The sequence below is a fragment of the Pseudomonas sp. YL2 genome, assembly GCF_023063025.1.
In the GTDB taxonomy this organism is placed as follows: domain Bacteria; phylum Pseudomonadota; class Gammaproteobacteria; order Pseudomonadales; family Pseudomonadaceae; genus Aquipseudomonas; species Aquipseudomonas putida_A.
Window position 1 is genome coordinate 5,803 of the sequence record NZ_JAJSLU010000007.1, and the last position, 19,277, is coordinate 25,079.

General features: G+C 60.8%; 17 protein-coding genes and 2 pseudogenes. 10 read left to right on the forward strand and 9 right to left on the reverse strand.

The window, feature by feature from the left end; genetic code table 11:
* Positions 1-97 precede the first annotated feature (97 nt).
* Positions 98-961, reverse strand: coding sequence for a LysR family transcriptional regulator (locus tag LVD08_RS12465; protein ID WP_247268364.1), 864 nt, complete (start codon positions 959-961; stop codon positions 98-100).
* Positions 962-1,062: 101 nt separating this feature from the next.
* Between LVD08_RS12465 and LVD08_RS12470 the strand changes: the two genes are divergently transcribed.
* The gene (locus LVD08_RS12470) at positions 1,063-1,956 is read left to right on the forward strand and encodes a DMT family transporter (RefSeq protein WP_247268262.1); all 894 of its coding nucleotides are present in this window, start codon (positions 1,063-1,065) and stop codon (positions 1,954-1,956) included.
* A gap of 134 nt (positions 1,957-2,090) precedes the next feature.
* Here LVD08_RS12470 and LVD08_RS12475 read toward each other — a convergent pair whose 3' ends face one another.
* Together LVD08_RS12475 and LVD08_RS12480 are read right to left on the reverse strand one after the other, a co-directional pair.
* Positions 2,091-2,324 carry a hypothetical protein gene (locus LVD08_RS12475; RefSeq protein WP_097087777.1) on the reverse strand — a complete coding sequence of 78 codons (234 nt, stop codon included), beginning with the start codon at positions 2,322-2,324 and terminating at the stop codon, positions 2,091-2,093.
* A gap of 92 nt (positions 2,325-2,416) precedes the next feature.
* Positions 2,417-3,130 (reverse strand): FadR/GntR family transcriptional regulator, encoded by a 714-nt coding sequence (locus tag LVD08_RS12480; RefSeq protein WP_247268263.1) that lies wholly within the window; start codon positions 3,128-3,130, stop codon positions 2,417-2,419.
* Positions 3,131-3,496: 366 nt separating this feature from the next.
* Here LVD08_RS12480 and LVD08_RS12485 point away from each other — a divergent pair, with 366 nt between their 5' ends.
* On the forward strand, positions 3,497-4,843 hold the full coding sequence (locus LVD08_RS12485; RefSeq protein WP_103369510.1) for an MFS transporter: 1,347 nt from the start codon (positions 3,497-3,499) through the stop codon (positions 4,841-4,843).
* Positions 4,844-4,877: 34 nt separating this feature from the next.
* On the forward strand, positions 4,878-6,221 hold the full coding sequence (gene gudD / locus LVD08_RS12490; protein WP_247268264.1) for a glucarate dehydratase: 1,344 nt from the start codon (positions 4,878-4,880) through the stop codon (positions 6,219-6,221).
* Between the two features lie 135 nt (positions 6,222-6,356).
* Here gudD and LVD08_RS12500 read toward each other — a convergent pair whose 3' ends face one another.
* Positions 6,357-7,229 (reverse strand): LysR family transcriptional regulator, encoded by an 873-nt coding sequence (locus tag LVD08_RS12500; RefSeq protein WP_247268265.1) that lies wholly within the window; start codon positions 7,227-7,229, stop codon positions 6,357-6,359.
* Between the two features lie 160 nt (positions 7,230-7,389).
* Here LVD08_RS12500 and ampC point away from each other — a divergent pair, with 160 nt between their 5' ends.
* Positions 7,390-8,556 (forward strand): class C beta-lactamase, encoded by a 1,167-nt coding sequence (gene ampC / locus LVD08_RS12505; RefSeq protein WP_247268266.1) that lies wholly within the window; start codon positions 7,390-7,392, stop codon positions 8,554-8,556.
* Positions 8,557-8,693: 137 nt separating this feature from the next.
* On the opposite strand, the gene LVD08_RS12510 is transcribed toward ampC, so the two are convergent.
* Entirely contained in the window at positions 8,694-9,266 is a 573-nt protein-coding gene (locus tag LVD08_RS12510; RefSeq protein WP_027613884.1) for a DUF4174 domain-containing protein, read from the reverse strand.
* Between the two features lie 209 nt (positions 9,267-9,475).
* Between LVD08_RS12510 and LVD08_RS12515 the strand changes: the two genes are divergently transcribed.
* Positions 9,476-9,949, forward strand: coding sequence for a GNAT family N-acetyltransferase (locus LVD08_RS12515; RefSeq protein ID WP_247268267.1), 474 nt, complete (start codon positions 9,476-9,478; stop codon positions 9,947-9,949).
* An 80-nt stretch (positions 9,950-10,029) separates the two neighbouring features.
* Here LVD08_RS12515 and LVD08_RS12520 read toward each other — a convergent pair whose 3' ends face one another.
* From LVD08_RS12520 to LVD08_RS12530, 3 genes are all read right to left on the reverse strand, one after another.
* Entirely contained in the window at positions 10,030-10,815 is a 786-nt protein-coding gene (locus tag LVD08_RS12520; protein ID WP_064586898.1) for a sulfite exporter TauE/SafE family protein, read from the reverse strand.
* A 204-nt stretch (positions 10,816-11,019) separates the two neighbouring features.
* Positions 11,020-12,249, reverse strand: a complete 1,230-nt coding sequence (locus tag LVD08_RS12525) for an MFS transporter (protein WP_247268268.1) — start codon at positions 12,247-12,249, stop codon at positions 11,020-11,022.
* A gap of 176 nt (positions 12,250-12,425) precedes the next feature.
* Positions 12,426-13,175, reverse strand: coding sequence for a hypothetical protein (locus tag LVD08_RS12530; RefSeq protein WP_247268269.1), 750 nt, complete (start codon positions 13,173-13,175; stop codon positions 12,426-12,428).
* Between the two features lie 234 nt (positions 13,176-13,409).
* Between LVD08_RS12530 and LVD08_RS12535 the strand changes: the two genes are divergently transcribed.
* The 3 genes from LVD08_RS12535 to LVD08_RS12545 all read left to right on the forward strand — a co-directional run bounded on the left by LVD08_RS12535 (position 13,410) and on the right by LVD08_RS12545 (position 16,078).
* Entirely contained in the window at positions 13,410-14,558 is a 1,149-nt protein-coding gene (locus LVD08_RS12535; protein ID WP_115990247.1) for an aldose epimerase family protein, read from the forward strand.
* Between the two features lie 199 nt (positions 14,559-14,757).
* Positions 14,758-15,579 (forward strand): aldo/keto reductase, encoded by an 822-nt coding sequence (locus LVD08_RS12540; RefSeq protein ID WP_247268270.1) that lies wholly within the window; start codon positions 14,758-14,760, stop codon positions 15,577-15,579.
* Positions 15,580-15,607: 28 nt separating this feature from the next.
* Complete coding sequence (locus LVD08_RS12545; RefSeq protein WP_247268271.1) at positions 15,608-16,078, forward strand: DUF1810 domain-containing protein; 471 nt, start codon at positions 15,608-15,610, stop codon at positions 16,076-16,078.
* Here LVD08_RS12545 and LVD08_RS12550 read toward each other — a convergent pair.
* The gene (locus LVD08_RS12550; protein WP_247268272.1) at positions 16,043-18,403 is read right to left on the reverse strand and encodes a DNA polymerase II; all 2,361 of its coding nucleotides are present in this window, start codon (positions 18,401-18,403) and stop codon (positions 16,043-16,045) included. The genes LVD08_RS12545 and LVD08_RS12550 overlap by 36 nt on opposite strands.
* A gap of 329 nt (positions 18,404-18,732) precedes the next feature.
* Here LVD08_RS12550 and LVD08_RS28245 point away from each other — a divergent pair.
* Positions 18,733-18,867, forward strand: a pseudogene (locus LVD08_RS28245) (CBS domain-containing protein); the annotation flags it as partial.
* Between the two features lie 84 nt (positions 18,868-18,951).
* Positions 18,952-19,242 (forward strand): annotated as a pseudogene (locus tag LVD08_RS28250) (CBS domain-containing protein); the annotation flags it as partial.
* Positions 19,243-19,277 lie beyond the last annotated feature (35 nt).

Consider the following 19,277-nt stretch of genomic DNA (forward strand, 5'->3'; position numbering starts at 1 on the left):
CCGAAGGCTGCGATCCTTTGATCTTGTTCTTCAATAACAAAGTCAAAAGATCGCAGCCTTCGGCAGCTCCTACACAGGGAATGCGGGTGTAGCGGGGTCAGAGGAATTCTTCGCGCAACATCGCCACGAACGCCTCACGCGCCGGGTGTACCCCGGCGTTTTCGTGCCAGTAAAACAGGTTGTCGATCGCCGTCAGTTCGGGAAACTCATAGCCCACGCAGCCAGCGCCTTTGGCGTATTGCTCGAACACGCCTTTAGGCACCAAGGCCACCCCGGCGCCAGCACTCACGCAACCGACAATCGCCCCGTAACTCGCCAGGCTGACAATCGGCAGCGCCTGCCCCTGACGCAACAACCAGTGCTCCAGCGCCGCCCGATACGGGCAACCCTGCGGCCACATGAACACGGTTTTATCCTGCAGATCGTGGATGTCGCGCACCGGTCCGAATGACGTCGAGGCAATCAGTAGCAACTCCTCGCGGTACATCGGCGTGCGTTTCAGTTGCGAGCGCTCGACGTCCACCGCGACGATCGCACCGTCGAGGCGATGGCTGACGGTGTCGTCGAGTAATTGGCCCCAGGTGCCAGTGGTCAATTCCAGCGCCACCTGCGGATAGCGCTGGTGAAACTTGGCCAACAGCCGCGGCAAACGCCCGGTGGCCGAGGACTCGATCGCGCCGATACGCAGCGGGCCAGAGGGTTCGGCGGCGGGATCCACCGCGCGCTTGGCTTCGGCGGTCAGGGCCAGAATCTGCTCGGCATACGCAAGAAACGTCTGCCCCGCCGGGCTGATCCGTAGCCCGCGCCCCTCGCGCAGAAACAGCGCCACACCGAGTTCCGCTTCCAACGCCTTGATCCGTGCGGTGATGTTCGACGGCACACAAAACAATTTTTCAGCGGCGCGGGCAATGCTGCCCTCGTCAGCCACGGTCTTGAACATGCGGATCTGCGCCAGCTCCATACTCATCACTCAAAGTGAACATTCAGCGCAGTATAAGTCAGTTGTGGAGACTTGTTGACCGCCCGGATACTCGGCGCATCAACCCTTGCGGTGCGCCGATCATGCCGTCTCCTTCTCCCTTGAAAATCATTCTGGCCATGGCCTTCGTGGTCGGCTGCTGGGCCTATTCACCCACCGGCATTCACATCGGCCTGCAAGCCTACGACCCCGGGCATCTGGCGCTGCTGCGGTTTCTTTTGGCGTCGGTGTTCATGGCTGTCATCGCTGCCTTCAAAGGTATTCGCCTACCGCAACGGCGCGATGTGCCGCTGCTGTTCGCTTTGGGCTTGTTCGCGGTCAGCCTGCATCACGTGGCGCTGAACATCGGCCAGCAAAGTGTCAGCGCCGGCGCCTCCAGCGTACTGGCGCAGTCGAGCCCGCTGTTCAGTACGCTGCTGGCGCGTTACGTGTTCAAGGATCAGGTCAGTGTCTGGCGATGGGGCTGCGTCTTGCTGGGACTGGTCGGGGTGGTGATCGTGGTCAGCGCCGATCGGGGCCTGGGGCAGATCGACGCGCATGGCTTGCTGATTCTGCTGGCGGCGCTGTCATGGAGCATTTATTTCGCCCTGCAAAAACATCACGCCCGACGTTATGACGGCTTCAGTCTGGCTTGTTATGCGGTGTGGTCGGGGACGCTGCTGTTGCTGATTTATCTGCCGGGGCTGGGTGCGGCGGTGGTGAAAGCGCCGCTGCAAGTGCAGTGGGCAGTGCTGGCGCTGGGGGTATTTCCCAGTGCACTGGCCTATCTGGCCTGGGGCTTTGTGCTCAAGCATGTGGACTTGAGCCGGGCGACGATGACGTTGTACCTGATACCACCGACGGCGATGGGGATTGCTTCGCTGGGATTGGGCGAGCGGCCGACGCTGATGGTGCTGGTGGGGTCGGCGGTGGTGTTGATCAGTGTGCTGGCGTTGAATCTGGAGCGGCGGGTGGAGGGTCGACCGATTGAGGTCTGATCGAGGTTTTTACTGAGGCTATGACCCCATCGCGAGCAGGCTCACTCCTACAGGGGGATGCGTTCTACCTGTGGGAGCGAGCTTGCTCGCGAAAGGGCCGGCGCAGACTATAAATATCTCATGCCGGGTTAGCCTCAGCGCCTGTCATCCGACAATGGCGTCGGCTCATCCGCCGGTGGCACATCATCATCGTCCGCCGCCGGGTCCTTCCAGTCTTCCGGCCGATCGGCATCACTCAACGGATCGCGCCCCGGACTCATGCCCGGCGGCGCATCGTGATCGGCCAGTGTCGGCTCATCCGTGCCGGGCACCGGACGGGTTGGATCGGTCGGCAACACACCACCCTGAAACAGCAAATCATTAGCCATGACACACCTCACCAAGGAGGTCCGGAGAACCCGGGCCATACATCTTGGAAGCGCGCCTGCGCAGGCGGTGCTATCGAGCAGACCAACGGCAATCAGCCCTGCGCACTGAAGCGGTCGCGGCTGTTGGTCAGGTGCAGCCACATGGCCGCGCGCGCCGCGTCCGAATCCTGCCGTTTGATCGCATTCAAGATCGCTTCGTGCTCCAGATGGGCCAACTGCCCCAGCTTGCTCAGATCCGCCGCGCCACGCTCGGCGGCATTGAGCCGCTGACGTGGAATCATCGCGCTGCCCAAGTGCTGCATGATTTCGCTGAAGCAGACGTTGCCGGTGGCTTCGGCAATAAGCAAATGAAAGCGTCGGTCGGCCTCGACGCAACTATCGTTGCTGTCCAGCAGACGCTGATAGTCATCCAGCGCCTGACGCATTTGCAGCAATTGCTGCTCGCTGCGACGTGACGCGGCCAACGCCGCAGCCTGCGTCTCCAGGCCCATGCGCAATTCAAGAATGCTGCGCACGCCGAGCGCGGTGTCGACATTCAGGCGCAAGCCCTGCTCCGCGACGCGCTCGATGACGAACGTGCCGATGCCGTGCCGCGTCTCCACCAGCCCCGACGCCTGCAACTTGGAAATCGCCTCGCGCACCACCGTGCGACTGACGCCGTGCTCCTGAACGATGGCGTTCTCCGACGGCAGCTTGTCGCCGGGCGACAGCCGGCCGAGCAGGATGCTCTGGGTGAGTTTTTCCACCAGATCGTGTGCGAGGTTGTGCGCACGTTTGGGCGCGGGGGCGTCGAGGTCTTCTTGCATGTTCGGTTCCGGTGATCGGGGCTTGCCGATCGTAGCACTGCGCGGTGGCTGACGAGTCGATTTTAGCGCCGAAACCGCCTTCAACTTGTATGACAACACTCAATAAATCGAAAAAAACGCAACAACCAAGCGCTACGCCCTGTTTGAGCATTTGGATCGTGAACCCCAAGAGGCGCGTCTGACGGCCGCGATTAAAACCAATAAAAACGGGGAAAAACACCAAAAATAAATAAAGAATTCGTTCACCAGACAAATTTAATCGCTCCACCCCACTTGTAGGACAAAAAATCTCAGTTGTATGATGTCTATCAACAACGCACCATCCAGCCCTACCCCGCATAAAAATAATCAGTGGGAGAAAACCAAGTGAAAACCTCCGTCTCCGGGATGAACGAGGGCGTCGATTCGACACTCGCGTCCGCCATCTCGAAAGTGAAACGCCACGTCCTGCCGCTCTTCGTGATCATGTTCATCGTCAATTACATTGACCGGGTGAACATCGGTTTCGTCCGCACTCACATGGAACATGATCTGGGCATCGGGGCTGCCGCCTACGGCTTCGGCGCCGGTCTGTTCTTCATCGGTTACGCGCTGTTCGAAGTGCCGTCCAACATGCTTTTGCAAAAAGTCGGCGCGCGTATCTGGCTGACCCGCATCATGCTCACCTGGGGCCTGGTCGCCGCCGGCATGGCGTTCATCCAGAACGAAACGCACTTTTACATCCTGCGCTTTCTGCTCGGCGTGGCCGAGGCCGGGTTCTTTCCCGGGGTGATCTACTACTTCACGCGCTGGCTACCCGGCGCCGAACGCGGCAAGGCGATTGCAATTTTCCTCAGTGGTTCGGCAGTCGCCTCGCTGATCTCCGGCCCGTTGTCCGGCCTGCTCTTGCAGATCAACGGCCTCGGCATGCACGGCTGGCAATGGATGTACTTCATCGAGGGCATGTTTTCCGTGGGGCTGTGCGTGTTCGTCTGGTTCTGGCTCGACGCCAAACCGCATGACGCGAAATGGCTGACCCGCGCCGAACAGGACGCACTGGTCAGCGCCATCGACGATGAACAGAAGGCCCGCGAAGCCGCGACGCCGATCCGCCCGTCAATGGGCAAACTGCTCAAGGACCGGCAAATCATCCTGTTCTGCCTGATCTACTTTTTCATTCAGCTGACGATCTACGCCGCGACGTTCTGGCTGCCGAGCATCATCAAGAAAATGGGTGAGATGAGTGACTTCCAGGTCGGGCTGTTCAACTCGATCCCGTGGCTGCTGTCGATCGTCGGCATGTACGCCTTCGCCGCTTTCTCGGCCAAGTGGAAGCACCAGCAAGCCTGGGTCGCCACCGCGTTGTTGATCGCCGCAGCAGGGATGTTCATGTCCACCACCGGCGGGCCGATCTTCGCCTTTGTCGCGATCTGTTTTGCCGCGCTGGGCTTCAAGTCCGCCTCATCGTTGTTCTGGCCGATTCCGCAGGCCTATCTGGATGCACGGATCGCCGCGGCAGTGATCGCACTGATCAACTCGGTAGGCAACCTCGGCGGCTTCGTCGCGCCGACCACCTTCGGCCTGCTCGAAGAACACACCGGCTCGATTCAGGGCGGCCTCTACGGCCTGGCCGCGACCTCGATCATCGCCGCGATCATCGTCTTCGCTGCACGCACCACCCCGAAACCCGCTGCTGACCTCGCCGTGGCCGAGGCCGCGCCAAAGCACGCATGACTTCCTTTTTAAAGATGCTGACAAGGATAAAAACATGACCGCACACGACACTGCCAAAGCGCCAATCATCACTGAAATGCAGGTGATTCCCGTGGCCGGCCACGACGGCATGCTGCTCAACCTGAGCGGCGCCCACGGGCCGTTTTTCACCCGCAATATCGTCATTCTCAAGGACAACGCCGGCCACACTGGCGTCGGTGAAGTGCCCGGTGGCGAGCGCATCCGCCAGACACTGGAGGACGCCCGCAGCCTGGTGCTCGGCAGCACAATCGGCAACTATCAGAAGATCCTCAATCAGGTGCGCCAGACCTTCGCCGAACGTGATGCCGGCGGCCGTGGTCTGCAGACGTTCGACCTGCGCATCACCATCCACGCGGTCACCGGACTCGAAGCCGCCCTGCTCGACCTGCTCGGGCAACACCTCGACGTACCGGTCGCGGCGCTGCTCGGCGAAGGCCAGCAACGCGATCAAGTGAAGATGCTCGGTTATCTGTTTTATGTCGGCGATCAACGCGAGACCAACCTCGCCTACCGCAGCGAACCGGACGCCGATAACGACTGGTTCCGCGTGCGTCACGAGAAGGCCATGACCGCCGAAGCGGTGGTGCGCCTGGCCGAAGCGGCTCAGGCGAAATACGGTTTCCAGGATTTCAAACTCAAGGGCGGTGTGCTCAGTGGCGACGCGGAAATCGAAGCCGTGACGGCGCTGGCCGAACGCTTTCCCGAGGCACGCATCACCCTCGACCCGAACGGCGCGTGGTCACTGAAAGAAGCGATCCGCCTGTGCCGCGATCAACATAAGGTGCTGGCTTACGCCGAAGACCCGTGCGGTGCGGAAAACGGTTACTCGGGGCGTGAAGTCATGGCCGAGTTTCGCCGCGCTACCGGGCTGAAGACGGCGACCAACATGATCGCCACCGACTGGCGCGAGATGGGCCACGCCATTCAGTTGCAGTCGGTGGACATTCCGTTGGCCGACCCGCACTTCTGGACCATGCAAGGCTCGGTGCGTGTCGCGCAACTGTGCCATGAGTGGGGCCTGACCTGGGGCTCGCACTCCAACAACCATTTCGATATTTCTTTGGCGATGTTTACCCACGTCGCGGCGGCGGCACCGGGCGACATCACTGCTATCGACACGCACTGGATCTGGCAGGACGGCCAGCGTCTGACCAAGGCCCCGCTGCAAATTGTCGACGGTTGCGTGCAAGTGCCGCAGAAACCGGGGCTGGGTGTGGAACTGGACATGGATCAGCTGGCCAAGGCCCACGAACTGTACAAAGGCATGGGTCTCGGCGCACGGGATGACAGCGTGGCGATGCAGTTTTTGATACCGGGGTGGACGTTCGATAACAAGCGGCCGTGTCTGGTGCGCTGAATTCTGATCTGCAGTCCACCACTGTCCCCTGTGGGAGCGGGCTTGCTCGCGAAGGCGGCGTGTCAGTCGATATTTGAGTTGACTGACACGCCGCCTTCGCGAGCAAGCCCGCTCCCACAGGGGGGGGGATTTGTGTCAGGCAGAGATTTGTACCAGCCACTGCTTGAACGCCGTCATCGCCGCCGTCTCCGGCCGTGACTGCAAGCGCGTCAGCCAATAACTGCCGGTGGTGATTTCAATCGCAAACGGCTGACGAATCACGTCCGCCGCCAGTTGCCGGGCGAACATCAGCGGCGGTGCCAACGCCACCCCGCTGCCCTGCAGCGCGGCCTCCATCATCGCCAGCGATGAGTCGAACACAATGCTTTGCGGCGGCGCCGCGTGGGTCGCCAGGCCGGCGGCGTGAAACCATTCCGGCCATTCATCGGTGCGATAGGAACGCAGCAAGCGCTGTTGCAGCAGATCGCCCGGGGTATGCAACTGCCGGGCAATTTCCGGCACGCACAGCACCGACAATGGCGCATCGAGCAGGCGCGTGGCCTCGATGCCGTGCCACGCCCCGGCGCCAAAACGAATCGCGTAATCCAGCCCCTCGGCGGCCACGTCGACACGATTGTTGTGAGTCGACAGCCGCAAATCTATGAGCGGATGTTTCGCCTGGAAGTCTGGCAGCCGTGGCAGCAACCAACCGACCGCAAAGGTTCCGACGGCACCCACGGTCAACATTTCCCGAGACTGACCGCCGGCCAGCCGCTCGAGCATCTGCGCGATATGATCGAACGACGTGGTCAAAACCGGCAACAGGGTCTCGCCTTCACTGGTCAGCATCAGCCCGCGGGGCAGGCGTTTGAACAGGGTGACGTTGAGTTGCGCTTCGAGGCTTTTCACCTGATGGCTCACCGCCGCCTGAGTCACGCATAACTCCACGGCGGCACGGGTAAAGCTCAGATGCCGCGCCGAAGCTTCGAACGCGCGCAGTGCATTGAGCGGCAGTTGAGGTCGAATCATGCCCAGTCCCAAATTTTTCTAATGGCTCGTCCGAGTTTTCATCGTTTGTCGACGAATGCCAGACTGCCTAAATTGTCGGCGCTGATCAGCTGCCCAACCTTGCGATTGCCCGCAGTTTAGCGGGATATCACCCTCAACACTCATGGAGAGTGGTTCACTCATGTCCTTCATCACCCCGAGCAAAGTCATTTCCTGCAGCGCTTTCGGCCTGTTTTTCGGCGCCACCGCGTGCATGGCCGCCACACCCGGCGACGAGCAACTGCAAGCGCTGGTGAACAAAGCCGTCACCCCGGTGATGCAGCAGCAGAACATCCCCGGCCTCGCCGTCGCCATCACCATCAACGGCCAACCGCATTACTTTAATTACGGCGTCGCCGCCAAGGACACGGGGCAGAAAGTCAGCGAAAACACCCTGTTCGAAATCGGCTCGGTGAGCAAAACCTTCGCCGCGACCCTGGCCGGCTATGCGCAGGCGACGGGCAAACTGGACCTGTCGACCAAGGCCAGCCAGATCTGGCCAGAACTCAAGGGCAGCGCTTTCGACAACATCAGCGTGCTGCAACTGGGCACCTACAGCGCCGGCGGCCTGCCGCTGCAATTCCCTGGCCAGTGGGATTCGGCGGAGAAGATGCTCGGCTACTACCAACAGTGGAAACCGAGCTTCCCGGCCGGTAGCCAGCGCCTGTATTCCAACCCGAGCCTGGGCCTGTTCGGTTATCTGGCCGCCAAGACCCTCGGTCAGCCATATGATCAGGTGATGAGCGAGACCCTGCTGCCGAAACTCGGCCTGCAGCACACTTATCTGCAGGTGCCGAAGGCGCAAATGAACCTGTATGCGCAGGGCTACGACAAGAACAACCAACCGGTGCGCGTCACTCCGGGCGCCATGGATTCAGAAGCCTACGGCGTGAAAACCAGCGCCGCCGACATGCTGCGTTACGTGCAGGCCAACCTGAAACCGGCAAGCCTTGAAACGCCGCTGCAACAAGCCATCGCCAACACCCACACCGGCTACTACAGCGTCGGCGACATGACCCAGGGCCTGGGTTGGGAAATGTACCGTTACCCGATCAGCCTCGACCGCTTGCTGGCCGGCAACAGCACGGAAATGGCCATGCAGCCGCACAAGGTGCAATGGCTGACCCCGCCACAACCGCAGGCGAAAAATGTGCTGATCAACAAGACCGGCTCTACCGGTGGCTTTGGGACCTACGTGGCGTTTGTGCCGTCGAAGGATGTCGGCGTGGTGATTCTGGCGAACAAGAACTTTCCGATTCCGGAGCGGGTGAAGATTGCTCACACGATCCTCAGCGCTTTAGCCGACTGAAAATCAAATGATCGCAGCCTTCGGCAGCTCCTACACCGATCCCATGTAGGAGCTGCCGCAGGCTGCGATCTTTTTGGGCGGGCCATAAAAATGGGCGACCTGCAGAGGTCGCCCATTTTTTGATTCAGGCCATGCCATCAGTCATCCGGCATTTCCGGTGGCTTGCTCGGTTTCGCCGGTTTACTCGCCTTGGCGCCCTTCTCGCCTTTCTTGGCTGCCGGTTCGGCGGCGGTGGCCTTGGTTTCAGCGACTGTCGGTGCGCTGATTTCTTTCTCGCTGGCCGGCAGTGCATCAACCGTGTCGAAGATTTTCTTCAGGTCCACCGATTTCGCTTCATCGCCCGAGGCCGACAGTTTGGTCTCGCCGTCCTTGCCCAGCAGGAATACTTTCGGGTACGCGCCGGCACCGAGTTTCAGCGACCGCAGCAAAGCCATGGTGTCTTGCTGGCCGAGATCCTTGCCGTCGAGTTGTCCGGCCATATTGAGGATGGTGTAGACCTTGATGTTGCGGTCGGCGACGCCCTTCTTGTTCGCCGGATCTTCCAGCGACTTTTTCAACCCCACCCACACCGGGTCGACGGTGCTTTGGGCGATCACGATCAACGGTCGGGCCCGTCCCATATCCCCGGCTATGGGCGAGTCATTGTCAGCGGCGAACAAGGGGCCGGCAATCGCCAGCAAGAGTGTCAGGGTCAGTGACCTGATGAGCATGCGCATCTCCTTTTGATATCCACGCTCTAATGATTGCGCATCGCGGCGATTGTTCCGGGGTCGTGCCCGGCAAATATGTTTCGCCTTGTCAGAAGCTTAGGTCAGCCACGTCATTGCGCAACTGCATCGGCATAATCGTGACGCGGATTTGATTACCTTTTATCAGCGCATTAGGGTGGTCGTTCTGCCCACGAAATGGAGTTCAACCCATGCACATCGACTACCTGTGCGATCACCCGCATTTGATTGAGGAACTGGCCGAACTCAATTTCAAGGAGTGGGGCGAATTCCGTGACGGCGATACCCTTGAAGCCCGCACCGAGCGGATGCGCGCGGCCTGCGGCAAGGGTGCGGTTCCCAGCGTGGTGGTGGCCATTGAAGACGGCAAATTGCTCGGTGGCGCGCTGCTGATCGACAGCGACATGAAGATCCGTCCCGAGCTGACGCCATGGCTGGCCGGGGTTTATGTGAAGGCCGAAGAGCGTGGACGCGGGGTTGCTTCGCAACTGGTCAATCGGATTGTCGAAGAAGCCAGGGCGTTGGGCGTACAGACGTTGTATCTGTACACCGATGCGGCGCAAGCACTGTATGCGGGGTTGGGTTGGGAGGTGGTCGAGGATCTGGTCTACGAGGATTTGCCGGTGACCGTCATGAAATTCAACATCCTTCATACCCCAGTGTAGGAGCTGCCGCAGGCTGCGATCTTTTGATCTTGATCGTAAAAACGAAGATCAAAAGATCGCAGCCTGCTGCAGCTCCTACATCAGAACGCCAGTTTATAGCCGATCAACAGCAACATGGTCGCCAGGCACGGGCGCAGCAATTCATCGGAAATGCGCCCGGTCAGGTGGCTGCCGAGCCAGATGCCTGGCAACGAACCCATGAGCAGAAAGCCCAACACGCCCCAGTCCATGTTGCCCATGCTCGCGTGGCCCAGACCGGCAACCAGGGTCAACGGCACGGCGTGGGCGATTTCGGTGCCGACCAGGCGCCGGGTTGGCAGCAGCGGATAGAGGATGAACAACGCGACCGTGCCGAGGGCGCCGGCGCCGATCGAGGTCAGGGCGACCATGGTGCCGAGGATCAGCCCGGTGATCACCGTCATCACATTCAGGCGCGCGCCGCTCGGGTTGTAATTGCCGCCCGCGCGTTTGTGGGCGAATTCGAGCAGGCGCTTCTTGAACAGAATCGCCAGCGCCGTGGCGAACAGCACGAAGCCCAAGGCCTGTTTGATGATCGCGTTCATCGCCTCGGGCGCGGTGTGCAGGGTGCTGAGAAACCACAGGGTCATGGCGACTGCCGGCACGCTGCCGAGGGTCAGCCAGCCGGTGATGGCCCAGTCGATGTTGTTGTTCTTTTTGTGCACCAGCACGCCACTGGATTTGGTAATGGCCGCGTATAACAGGTCAGTGCCCACCGCGGTTGCCGGGTTGATACCGAACCACAGCAGGATCGGCGTCATCAACGAACCGCCGCCGACACCGGTCATGCCGACAATAAAACCCACCACCAGCCCGGCAATCACCAGGCCGAAATTTGCCAATTCCATTAAGACGTCCAGAAAAAACGACAGGAAAAATCTGGCCCGCAGCATAGCGATTTTTCATATAACCACATATATCGATGCGGTCTATCGTTATGCCTTTGTTCAAATCCACATCATCTCTACTGTAGGAGTGAGCCTGCTCGCGGTAGCGTTTTATCAGACACGAATGATTTGTTTGCGGGGGCGCCATCGCGAGCAGGCTCACTCCTACAAAGACATGCGGGGGCGCGCCCGGCCCGGTTGGGTGAAACTGTGATGCCGGTTGATCCACACCGTCGCCAGCGCGATCAGCGACAGGATCAACAACGCCCATGGAAACGACATCGCGCCCGCCCGATCCAGCAGCAACCCGCCAAACAGACCGCCGCCAGCAATCGCCACGTTCCAGGAGGTGGTGAGCATCGCTTGCACCACGTCCACATGCTCGCCGGCCGAATCCGCCGCCGCCGTCAGCAGCAACGTCGCCGAGCCACCAAACGAAAGGCCCCACACGGCCATGCAGGTGTAGATCAGCCACGGCGACGGAGATATCAGCGCCAGCACCAGTGCGGTCACGGCAAACACCGCGAGGCTGATCAGCGTCAGCCAGCGCAACCAGCGATCCACCAGCAGGCCGATGATCCAGATCCCCACCAGCGAACACAGGCCGAACACCAGCAGCACCAGATCGACGCGCTCGGCCAGCCCGGCCTGCATCAGGAACGGCGCAATGTAGGTGTAGAGAATGTTGTGCCCGAGCATCCAGGTCAGCACCACGAACAGCACCGGCCGTACGCCCGGCAGACGCAGAGATTGCAGCAACGGCAGGCGTTCGGCGCTGGCCTGGCCCGGACGGTCCGGCACCGCCAGCACAATCCACGCCGCCAGCACCAACGCCAGCGCCGACATGATCCCGAATGAGGCGCGCCAGCCGATCAGGTTGCCCAGCCAGGTTCCCGCCGGGGTGCCCAGCGACAGCGCCACCGGGGTGCCGAGCATGGCGATTGCCAGTGCCCGCCCCTGCTGGTGCACCGGCACGATGCCACGGGCGTAACCGGCCATGATTCCCCACGACAGCCCTGCCGCCATCCCGGCGAGAAACCGCGAGGCCAGGGTCAAGCCGTAATGGCTGGAGAACGTGGTCACCGTGTTGAACACCAGGAACCCGCCAACCGTCATCAACAGCACCCGCCGCCGTGGCCAGCCCCGGGTGGCGACGGTCAGCGGAATCGCCGCGACAATCGAGCCCAGCGCATACAGCGTCACCAGTTGCCCGGCGAGCACTTCGCTGACCCCAAGCCCGACGCCGATCTGCGGCAGCAGCCCGGCCGGCAGGGTCTCGGTGAGGATGGCGATGAAGCCGGTCATGGCGAACGCCAGTAACGCGGCATAGGGCAGTTTTTCTGTGCGGGTAGCGCGGTCGATACGGTTGAAGTCGGTGCTTGCGGAGTCGGTCATGACAGGTGCAGCTCCCTTTGGATCAATAGTAGCGATGGATTGTATACAAAAATCCCACGCACAATTTGATCAATGTGGGAGCGAGCCTGCTCGCGAATGCGGTGGATCTATCAGAGATTCAGCGCCTGGCAGATCGCTTTCGCGAGCATGCTCGCCCCCACATTGGATCTCCGCACTTACTGCACCGGCAAAAAATTCAGGAACAGCAGACTCTGCGCGTAATTCAACCCTATGCGCCGGTAGCGCTCATCAAGCATCTGCGCCAGCAGGTCGAGCCGCGCGACGATCTTGCCGAACTCGGTGGCGAAACTCAGGTTGCTGCCCTCCTCCGAGATTTCATTGGAGAACAGCAGCGGCTGGCCTTCCTTGTTCTGGCGCTGGGCCAGAATCCACGTGGCTTTCTCGATGTTGCGCGCGGCGTTGTGGACGAAGGTCGGGTTGATTGCATCGGTCATGTAGAACTCGATGCGATTGCCGTGGGCAGTGACCAGCATGCTGCCGATGGCATAGATGAAGGCGCCGACCCGATCCCCGAGAAACTCCGGACTCATCGCATAGCTGAGCGCCGCCAGATCTTTGCGCCCGCCCAACACCGGTAACGGTTGCTGCTGCTCGACGGCAAGGCGCACCTGTTTCACCGCCGTGTTGATGTCGAGGAAGCCCGACTTGCGCAGTTCTTCCGGGTTGCGCAGGTACAGCTTGCCCATCAACCGATAAAGGCTGTTGAGGTTGTCGCGCATCGCCAACGTGGCCATGCGATCGACGCTGGTCTGCAGGAATTCCTGCGGTTGACCGTCACGCATCTGAGCGATGAAACCGTTGCCGGTCTGGTGCGTGCAACCGCTGACAAACAGCGATGACAGACAGGCCAGCAACAGGCACGGGCGGCGAAAAAATCGGTCGATCGGGTGAAAAACTCTCGGCATGAATTCTCGAACGGGCACATTCCTGTGCGGCGGGCGTCGCCGCATCTTGGCCATGGATAGAGCCGCCGAATCCGGAAAAGTGCAGCGCTGGCACGATTTCCCGACCTTCGGCAACTATTTAGTATGACTTTATATTTGCACTAAACCTTTAACCGGCTATAAATTCTGACTCAACCCACAATTAGCATGACTATTACCCTGTTTTGAAAACAACAACAAAAAGGAAGGTCAACCATGCTTCAATCACGTCACCTGCTCTCCGGCCTCGGACTGTCCCTGATGATCGCCACCCTCTCCGCCAACGCGGCCGGCCTCAGCGCCGAACACAAAGCCTTTGGCAAAACCAATGACGGCACGCCCGTCGAGCAATACATCCTGCGCAACAGCCACGGCATGCAGGCGACCGTCATCACCTACGGCGCCACCCTGCAATCGCTGCTGGTGCCGGACAAACACGGCAAAGCAGCCGATGTGGTGCTGGGTTTCGACGATGTTCAGGGTTACCAGAAAGGCACAGCGTATTTCGGCGCGACCATCGGCCGTTTCGGCAATCGCCTCGCGGACGGCGCGTTCGAACTCGACGGCAAGCGCTATCAGGTGCCGCAGAACGACAAGTCCAACGCTTTGCATGGCGGTACTCAGGGTTTCGACAAGAAGGTCTGGAAAGCGCAGGAAACCAAAGACAAGGATTCAGTCGGCGTGACCCTCACCTATCTGTCGGCGGACGGCGAAATGGGCTTCCCCGGCAATCTCACCACCGAAGTGACCTACCGCCTGACCGACAGCAACGAGTTGCGCATCGACTATAAGGCCAGCACCGATAAACCGACCGTGCTCAACCTGACCAACCACAGCTACTTCAACCTCGCCGGTGCCGGCAATGGCGACATTCTCAAGCAGGTTGCCACCTTGCACGCCAGCCATTACACCCCGGTCACCGGCAAACTGATCCCGACCGGCGAACTGGCGCCAGTGGCCGGCACGCCGATGGACTTCACCAAACCCACCGCGATCGGCACGCACATCAAGGCCGATCACCCGCAGCTGAAATTCGCCGAACCGAAACAGGGTGGCTTCGATTTCAACTGGGTGCTGGATACAAAAGGCGATGTGAGCAAAGTCGCCGCCGAGGTCAGCGATCCGCAGTCAGGGCGGCATTTGCAGTTGTTCACCAGCGAGCCTGGTGTGCAGTTCTATACCAGTAACTTCCTCGACGGCACGGTCAAGGGTAAGGGTGGCAAGGTTTATCCGCACTGGGGTGCGTTTACCCTGGAGACCCAGCACTATCCGGATGCGCCGAATCAGCCGGACTTCCCGAGCACGCGGCTGGATCCGGGGCAGACTTACAACCACAGCGTGGTGTTGAAGTTCTCCGCTAAATGACACTTAGCCCGTGGCGAGGGAGCTTGCTCCCGCTGGCCTGCGCAGCAGGCCCCTGCTTTTTCAACTGAATGAAGAGCAAGGGCCGCTTCGCGCCCCAGCGGGAGCAAGCTCCCTCGCCACAGGTTCATCGCCCTCCATTGGAACCCCTGCGCTATCCTGCTGCCCACTAAGGTATCGACCATCAGCACAGGAGGTTTGAATGCGTACCCTTGAACTGGCAGGCGTGCAGGTTCCAGTGATTGGCCAGGGCACCTGGCGCATGGGCGAAGATCGCTCGGCGCACCCGCGTGAAGTGTCCGCGCTGCGCCAAGGCATCGAACTCGGCATGACTCTGATCGACACGGCGGAAATGTACGCCGAGGGCGGTGCCGAAAGCGTGGTCGGCGAAGCCATTGCCGGCCTGCGTGATCAGGTGTTTCTGGTGAGCAAAGTCTATCCGCACAACGCCAGCCGCAAAGGCATCCCGCAAGCCTGCGAGCGCAGTCTGCGCCGGCTCGACACCGACTACATCGACCTCTATCTGCTGCATTGGCGCGGCCAGTATCCGCTGGAAGAAACCGTCGAAGCCTTCGAACGCCTGCGCGAGGACGGCAAGATCGGCCGTTGGGGCGTGTCGAATTTCGACGTCGATGACCTCGAAGAGCTGGCCAATCCTGCCTGCGCCAACAATCAGGTGTTGTACAACCTGGAAGAGCGCGGCGTCGAATTCGACTTGCTGCCCTGGTGCCAGCAACAGCGTATGCCGTTGATGGCGTACTGCCCGATCGGTCAGGGCGGCGCGATGCTCGCCGAACCGGTACTGAACAAGATTGCCGCTCGTCACAACGTGACCCCGGCACAGGTTTCACTGGCGTGGATTCTGCGTCAGGATGGTGTGATTGCGATTCCCAAGGCTGTGCGACCGGAACATGTGCAACTCAATGCACAAGCGGCGCAGTTGCAACTGGATGCCGGGGATCTGGCGGCGCTGGACCAGGTATTCAAAGCGCCACAACGCAAGCAGCGGCTGGCGATGGTCTGAGTCGCTGGCCGTTGGCGAGGGCTTCGTCATGAGAAGCACTGATCAGTACGACCCGTTCAATCTGCAGCGTTTCGTCCAGGCGCAGGACCCGGTGTTCGAACGGGTCCAGCGTGAACTCGACGAGGGGCGCAAGCGTAGCCACTGGATGTGGTTTGTGTTCCCGCAGTTCGCCGGGCTGGGCGGCAGCGAAATGTCCCGGCGCTTCGCCATTCAATCCGCCGACGAGGCGCGGGCCTATCTGGCCCACGACCTGCTCGGTGCGCGGCTGCGCACCTGCACGCAGCTGGTACTGAACATCCGCCAGCGCTCGATTGCCGAGATTTTTGGCCACCCGGATGACCTAAAATTCCACTCCTCGATGACCCTGTTTGCGCAGTTCAGCACCGAAGATTGCCCGTTCGCTCAGGCGCTGGAGCGCTACTTCCACGGCATCCTCGATGAATGGACCCTGCAACTGCTGGACTCAAAACAGGCCCAGTTGCCCCCCGATCAGGGTTGAGAAATCGTCATCGACGAACGGCAGAATCGCGTCCGCCACCGGTTGCAGCTGGCGGGTGATGTAGTGGTCGTAGTCGATCGCCGCGCGGCGCACTTCCAGCGGTTCCGGCCCGGCCAGGGTGATCACGTAACTGATCCAGCCGCCGTTCTGGTACTGCCGTGGGCGACCCTGTTGCGCGTTGTAATCGTCGGCCAGCCGCGCTGCACGCACATGCGGCGGCACGTTTCGTTCGTAGTCGTCGAGGGTGCGGCGCAGGCGCTTGCGGTAGACCAGTCGTTCATCGAACTCGCCGGCCAGAGTCTTGCGCACGTAATCGCGCACGTAATCCTGATACGGCTTGCGCTGGAAGATCCGCTCGTAGAGTTCCTGCTGGAACTGCCGAGCCAGCAGTGACCAGTCGGTGCGCACGGTTTCCAGGCCCTTGTAGACCATTTCGTCACTGCCATCGGCGCGGGTAACGAGGCCGGCGTAGCGCTTTTTGCTGCCCTCCTCGGCACCGCGAATGGTCGGCATCAGAAAACGTTTGTAGTGGGTTTCGTACTGCAATTCGAGAGCACTTTGCAGGCCGTATTCCTCACGCACATGCTCGCGCCACCAGTCGTTGACGTGCTTGACCAGCGCCTGACCGATCTGTGCCGCTTCCTCCTGACCGTGCGCACGACGCAGCCAGACGAAGGTCGAGTCGGTGTCGCCATAGATCACCGCGTGGCCCTGCGCTTCGATCAACTGACGAGTGCGCAGCATGATCTCGTGGCCGCGCAGAGTGATCGACGACGCCAGACGCGTATCAAAAAACCGGCAGCCGCTGGAACCGAGCACGCCGTAGAAGGCGTTCATGATGATCTTCAGCGCTTGCGACAACGGTGCGTTGTGCTCGCGCTTGGCGGTCTCGCGGCCCTCGGCGACCCGCGCGACAATCGACGGCAGGCAATGCCGGGTGCGCGAAAACCGTGCGCCGCGAAAACCCGGCACCGAATCGGCATCGTCCGGGTGTTGCAGGCCTTCGATCAGTCCCACCGGGTCAATCAGAAAAGTGCGGATGATCGACGGATACAGGCTCTTGTAATCGAGCACCAGCACCGACTCGTACAGCCCCGGCTGTGAGTCCATGACGAAGCCGCCGGGGCTGGCCTGTGGCGGATTGGTGCCCAGGTTCGGCGCAACGAAACCCTGACGGTGCATCAGCGGCATGTACAAATGGGTGAACGCCGCTACCGAGCCGCCGCTGCGATCCGCCGGCAGCCCGGTGACGCTGGCGCGTTCAAGGAGAAACGTCAGCAGTTCGGTCTTGGCGAAGATCCGCGTCACCAGCTCGCAGTCCTTGAGGTTGTACTTGGCCAGCGCCGGTTTGTCCTCGGCGAACATGCGGTTGATCTCGTCCATGCGCTGGTACGGGTTATCGATCGCCTTGCCCTCGCCGAGCAGGGTCTGCGCGACGTTTTCCAGGCTGAACGAGGGGAAACTCCAGGTCGCCGAGCGCAGCGATTCGATGCCGTCGATGATCAAGCGCCCCGCTGCCGAAGCAAAGTAGTGCGTGCGGCTGCCGTGTTCGCGCCACTGCATCTCTTCACCGCCACGGCCGATTTTCAACGGCACACCGAGGCGTCGCGCGTGTTCGTGAAGGATGCGCAGGTCGAACTGCACGACGTTCCAGCCGATGATCGCGTCGGGGTCGTGGAGGGCGAACCAGTCGTTGAGCTTTTTCAGGATCACGGTGCGCGAGTCGCAGTATTCGAGGTCGAAGTCGACGATGCTGGCGTCGCCGTTGGGCGTACCGAGCATGTACACCTGACGCTGGCCGCAGCCTTCAAGGGCGATGGAATACAGCTCGCCGGTTTCGGTGGTTTCGATATCCAGCGAGACCAGCCGTAGTTGCGGTCGGTAGTTGGGGTCGGGTTTCAGTTGGGCATTGAGCAAGACGCCGTCGTCATCGGCACTGCCACTGAACAGCACCGGCGCGGTGATGAAGCGCTCCATCAGGTAGCGTTCCGGCGGACGCACATCGGCCTCAAAGACGTCGACCCCGGCGCGATTGAGCGCGGTTTCCAGGCGCATCAACTGGCCGTGTTGCTGGCAATACAGGCCCAGCACCGAGCGATGCTCGAAATCCTGCAGGGCCAGCGGGCGCAGTTCGACGTTCTTTTCATCGTGCAGCAGGCGTTCGGCTGCTTCACGCTGTTCGGCGGGGATAAACGCCACTGACGTTTGCGGCGCCAGGCGCACACGGCGCGGCCCGGCGTCGGTCGCCAGCCAGAATTCGACTTCGGTGCCGGCCGGGGTATCGCGCCAATGCCGGGTCAGGACGAAGCCCTGCTGTAAATCCACCACTGCAACCTCAGGAATTGAATCAGAGGGGCATTCTACGCGGCATCGTCCGAGATAACCCCATCCCCTGTGGCGAGGGAGCTTGCTCCCGCTCGGCTGCGCAGCAGTCGCAAAACCAGGCAAATCGGTGTATCAGGCAAACCGAATTCTCAGGGTTTGGGCCTGCTACGCAGTCCAGCGGGAGCAAGCTCCCTCGCCACAGGGTTAGAGCAAAGGCGGAAAAACCGCCAAATGACGTTTTTTGCGTGCTATCTGCCGCTTTGCCACCTTGCCCTGCGCGCAAGGGTCTACGATGCTTGAAGAACAACGACAACACCTGAGTAACCGCCATGAAGACCGTCGCCCAACTGCTCAAGCTCAAAGTCCAGGAAAATCAGAAAGTGCACACCATCTCGCCTGACGACATGGTTCTGCAAGCCTTGATGGACATGGCCGCCAAGAACGTCGGCGCATTGCTCGTGGTGAAAAAGACCAAAACTTTGCTGAACGCCGAGGAGATGACCGAGGACGTCAAGACAGGTAAACAATTCGAAGAAGTGGAAGAAGTCGTAGGCATCATCAGTGAGCGTGATTACGCACGCAAACTGGTACTGCACGGGCGCTCGTCAGTGGGCACACCGGTGCGCGACATCATGGTCAAGGACGTCATCACCGTGGACACCCACCAGACCGTCGACACCTGCCTGGGCATCATGTCCGACAAACGCCTGCGCCACTTGCCAGTGGTGGAGAACGGCAAACTGATCGGTCTGCTGTCGATCGGCGACCTGGTGAAAGAGGCGATTGCCGAACAAGCGGAGCTGATCAAGCAGTTGGAGCAGTACATTCGCGGGGAATAATCTCCTTTCGCCCATGCACCGCCTCCCCTGTGGGA

Excerpts from the sequence above, each read along its gene's own strand:
- LVD08_RS12465 (WP_247268364.1), bottom strand. The coding sequence starts at position 961 with ATGGAGCTGGCGCAGATCCGCATGTTCAAGACCGTGGCTGACGAGGGC.
- LVD08_RS12470 (WP_247268262.1), top strand. The coding sequence starts at position 1,063 with ATGCCGTCTCCTTCTCCCTTGAAAATCATTCTGGCCATGGCCTTCGTG.
- LVD08_RS12475 (WP_097087777.1), bottom strand. The coding sequence starts at position 2,324 with ATGGCTAATGATTTGCTGTTTCAGGGTGGTGTGTTGCCGACCGATCCA.
- LVD08_RS12480 (WP_247268263.1), bottom strand. The coding sequence starts at position 3,130 with ATGCAAGAAGACCTCGACGCCCCCGCGCCCAAACGTGCGCACAACCTC.
- gudD (WP_247268264.1), top strand. The coding sequence starts at position 4,878 with ATGACCGCACACGACACTGCCAAAGCGCCAATCATCACTGAAATGCAG.
- LVD08_RS12500 (WP_247268265.1), bottom strand. The coding sequence starts at position 7,229 with ATGATTCGACCTCAACTGCCGCTCAATGCACTGCGCGCGTTCGAAGCT.
- ampC (WP_247268266.1), top strand. The coding sequence starts at position 7,390 with ATGTCCTTCATCACCCCGAGCAAAGTCATTTCCTGCAGCGCTTTCGGC.
- LVD08_RS12510 (WP_027613884.1), bottom strand. The coding sequence starts at position 9,266 with ATGCTCATCAGGTCACTGACCCTGACACTCTTGCTGGCGATTGCCGGC.
- LVD08_RS12515 (WP_247268267.1), top strand. The coding sequence starts at position 9,476 with ATGCACATCGACTACCTGTGCGATCACCCGCATTTGATTGAGGAACTG.
- LVD08_RS12520 (WP_064586898.1), bottom strand. The coding sequence starts at position 10,815 with ATGGAATTGGCAAATTTCGGCCTGGTGATTGCCGGGCTGGTGGTGGGT.
- LVD08_RS12525 (WP_247268268.1), bottom strand. The coding sequence starts at position 12,249 with ATGACCGACTCCGCAAGCACCGACTTCAACCGTATCGACCGCGCTACC.
- LVD08_RS12530 (WP_247268269.1), bottom strand. The coding sequence starts at position 13,175 with ATGCCGAGAGTTTTTCACCCGATCGACCGATTTTTTCGCCGCCCGTGC.
- LVD08_RS12535 (WP_115990247.1), top strand. The coding sequence starts at position 13,410 with ATGCTTCAATCACGTCACCTGCTCTCCGGCCTCGGACTGTCCCTGATG.
- LVD08_RS12540 (WP_247268270.1), top strand. The coding sequence starts at position 14,758 with ATGCGTACCCTTGAACTGGCAGGCGTGCAGGTTCCAGTGATTGGCCAG.
- LVD08_RS12545 (WP_247268271.1), top strand. The coding sequence starts at position 15,608 with ATGAGAAGCACTGATCAGTACGACCCGTTCAATCTGCAGCGTTTCGTC.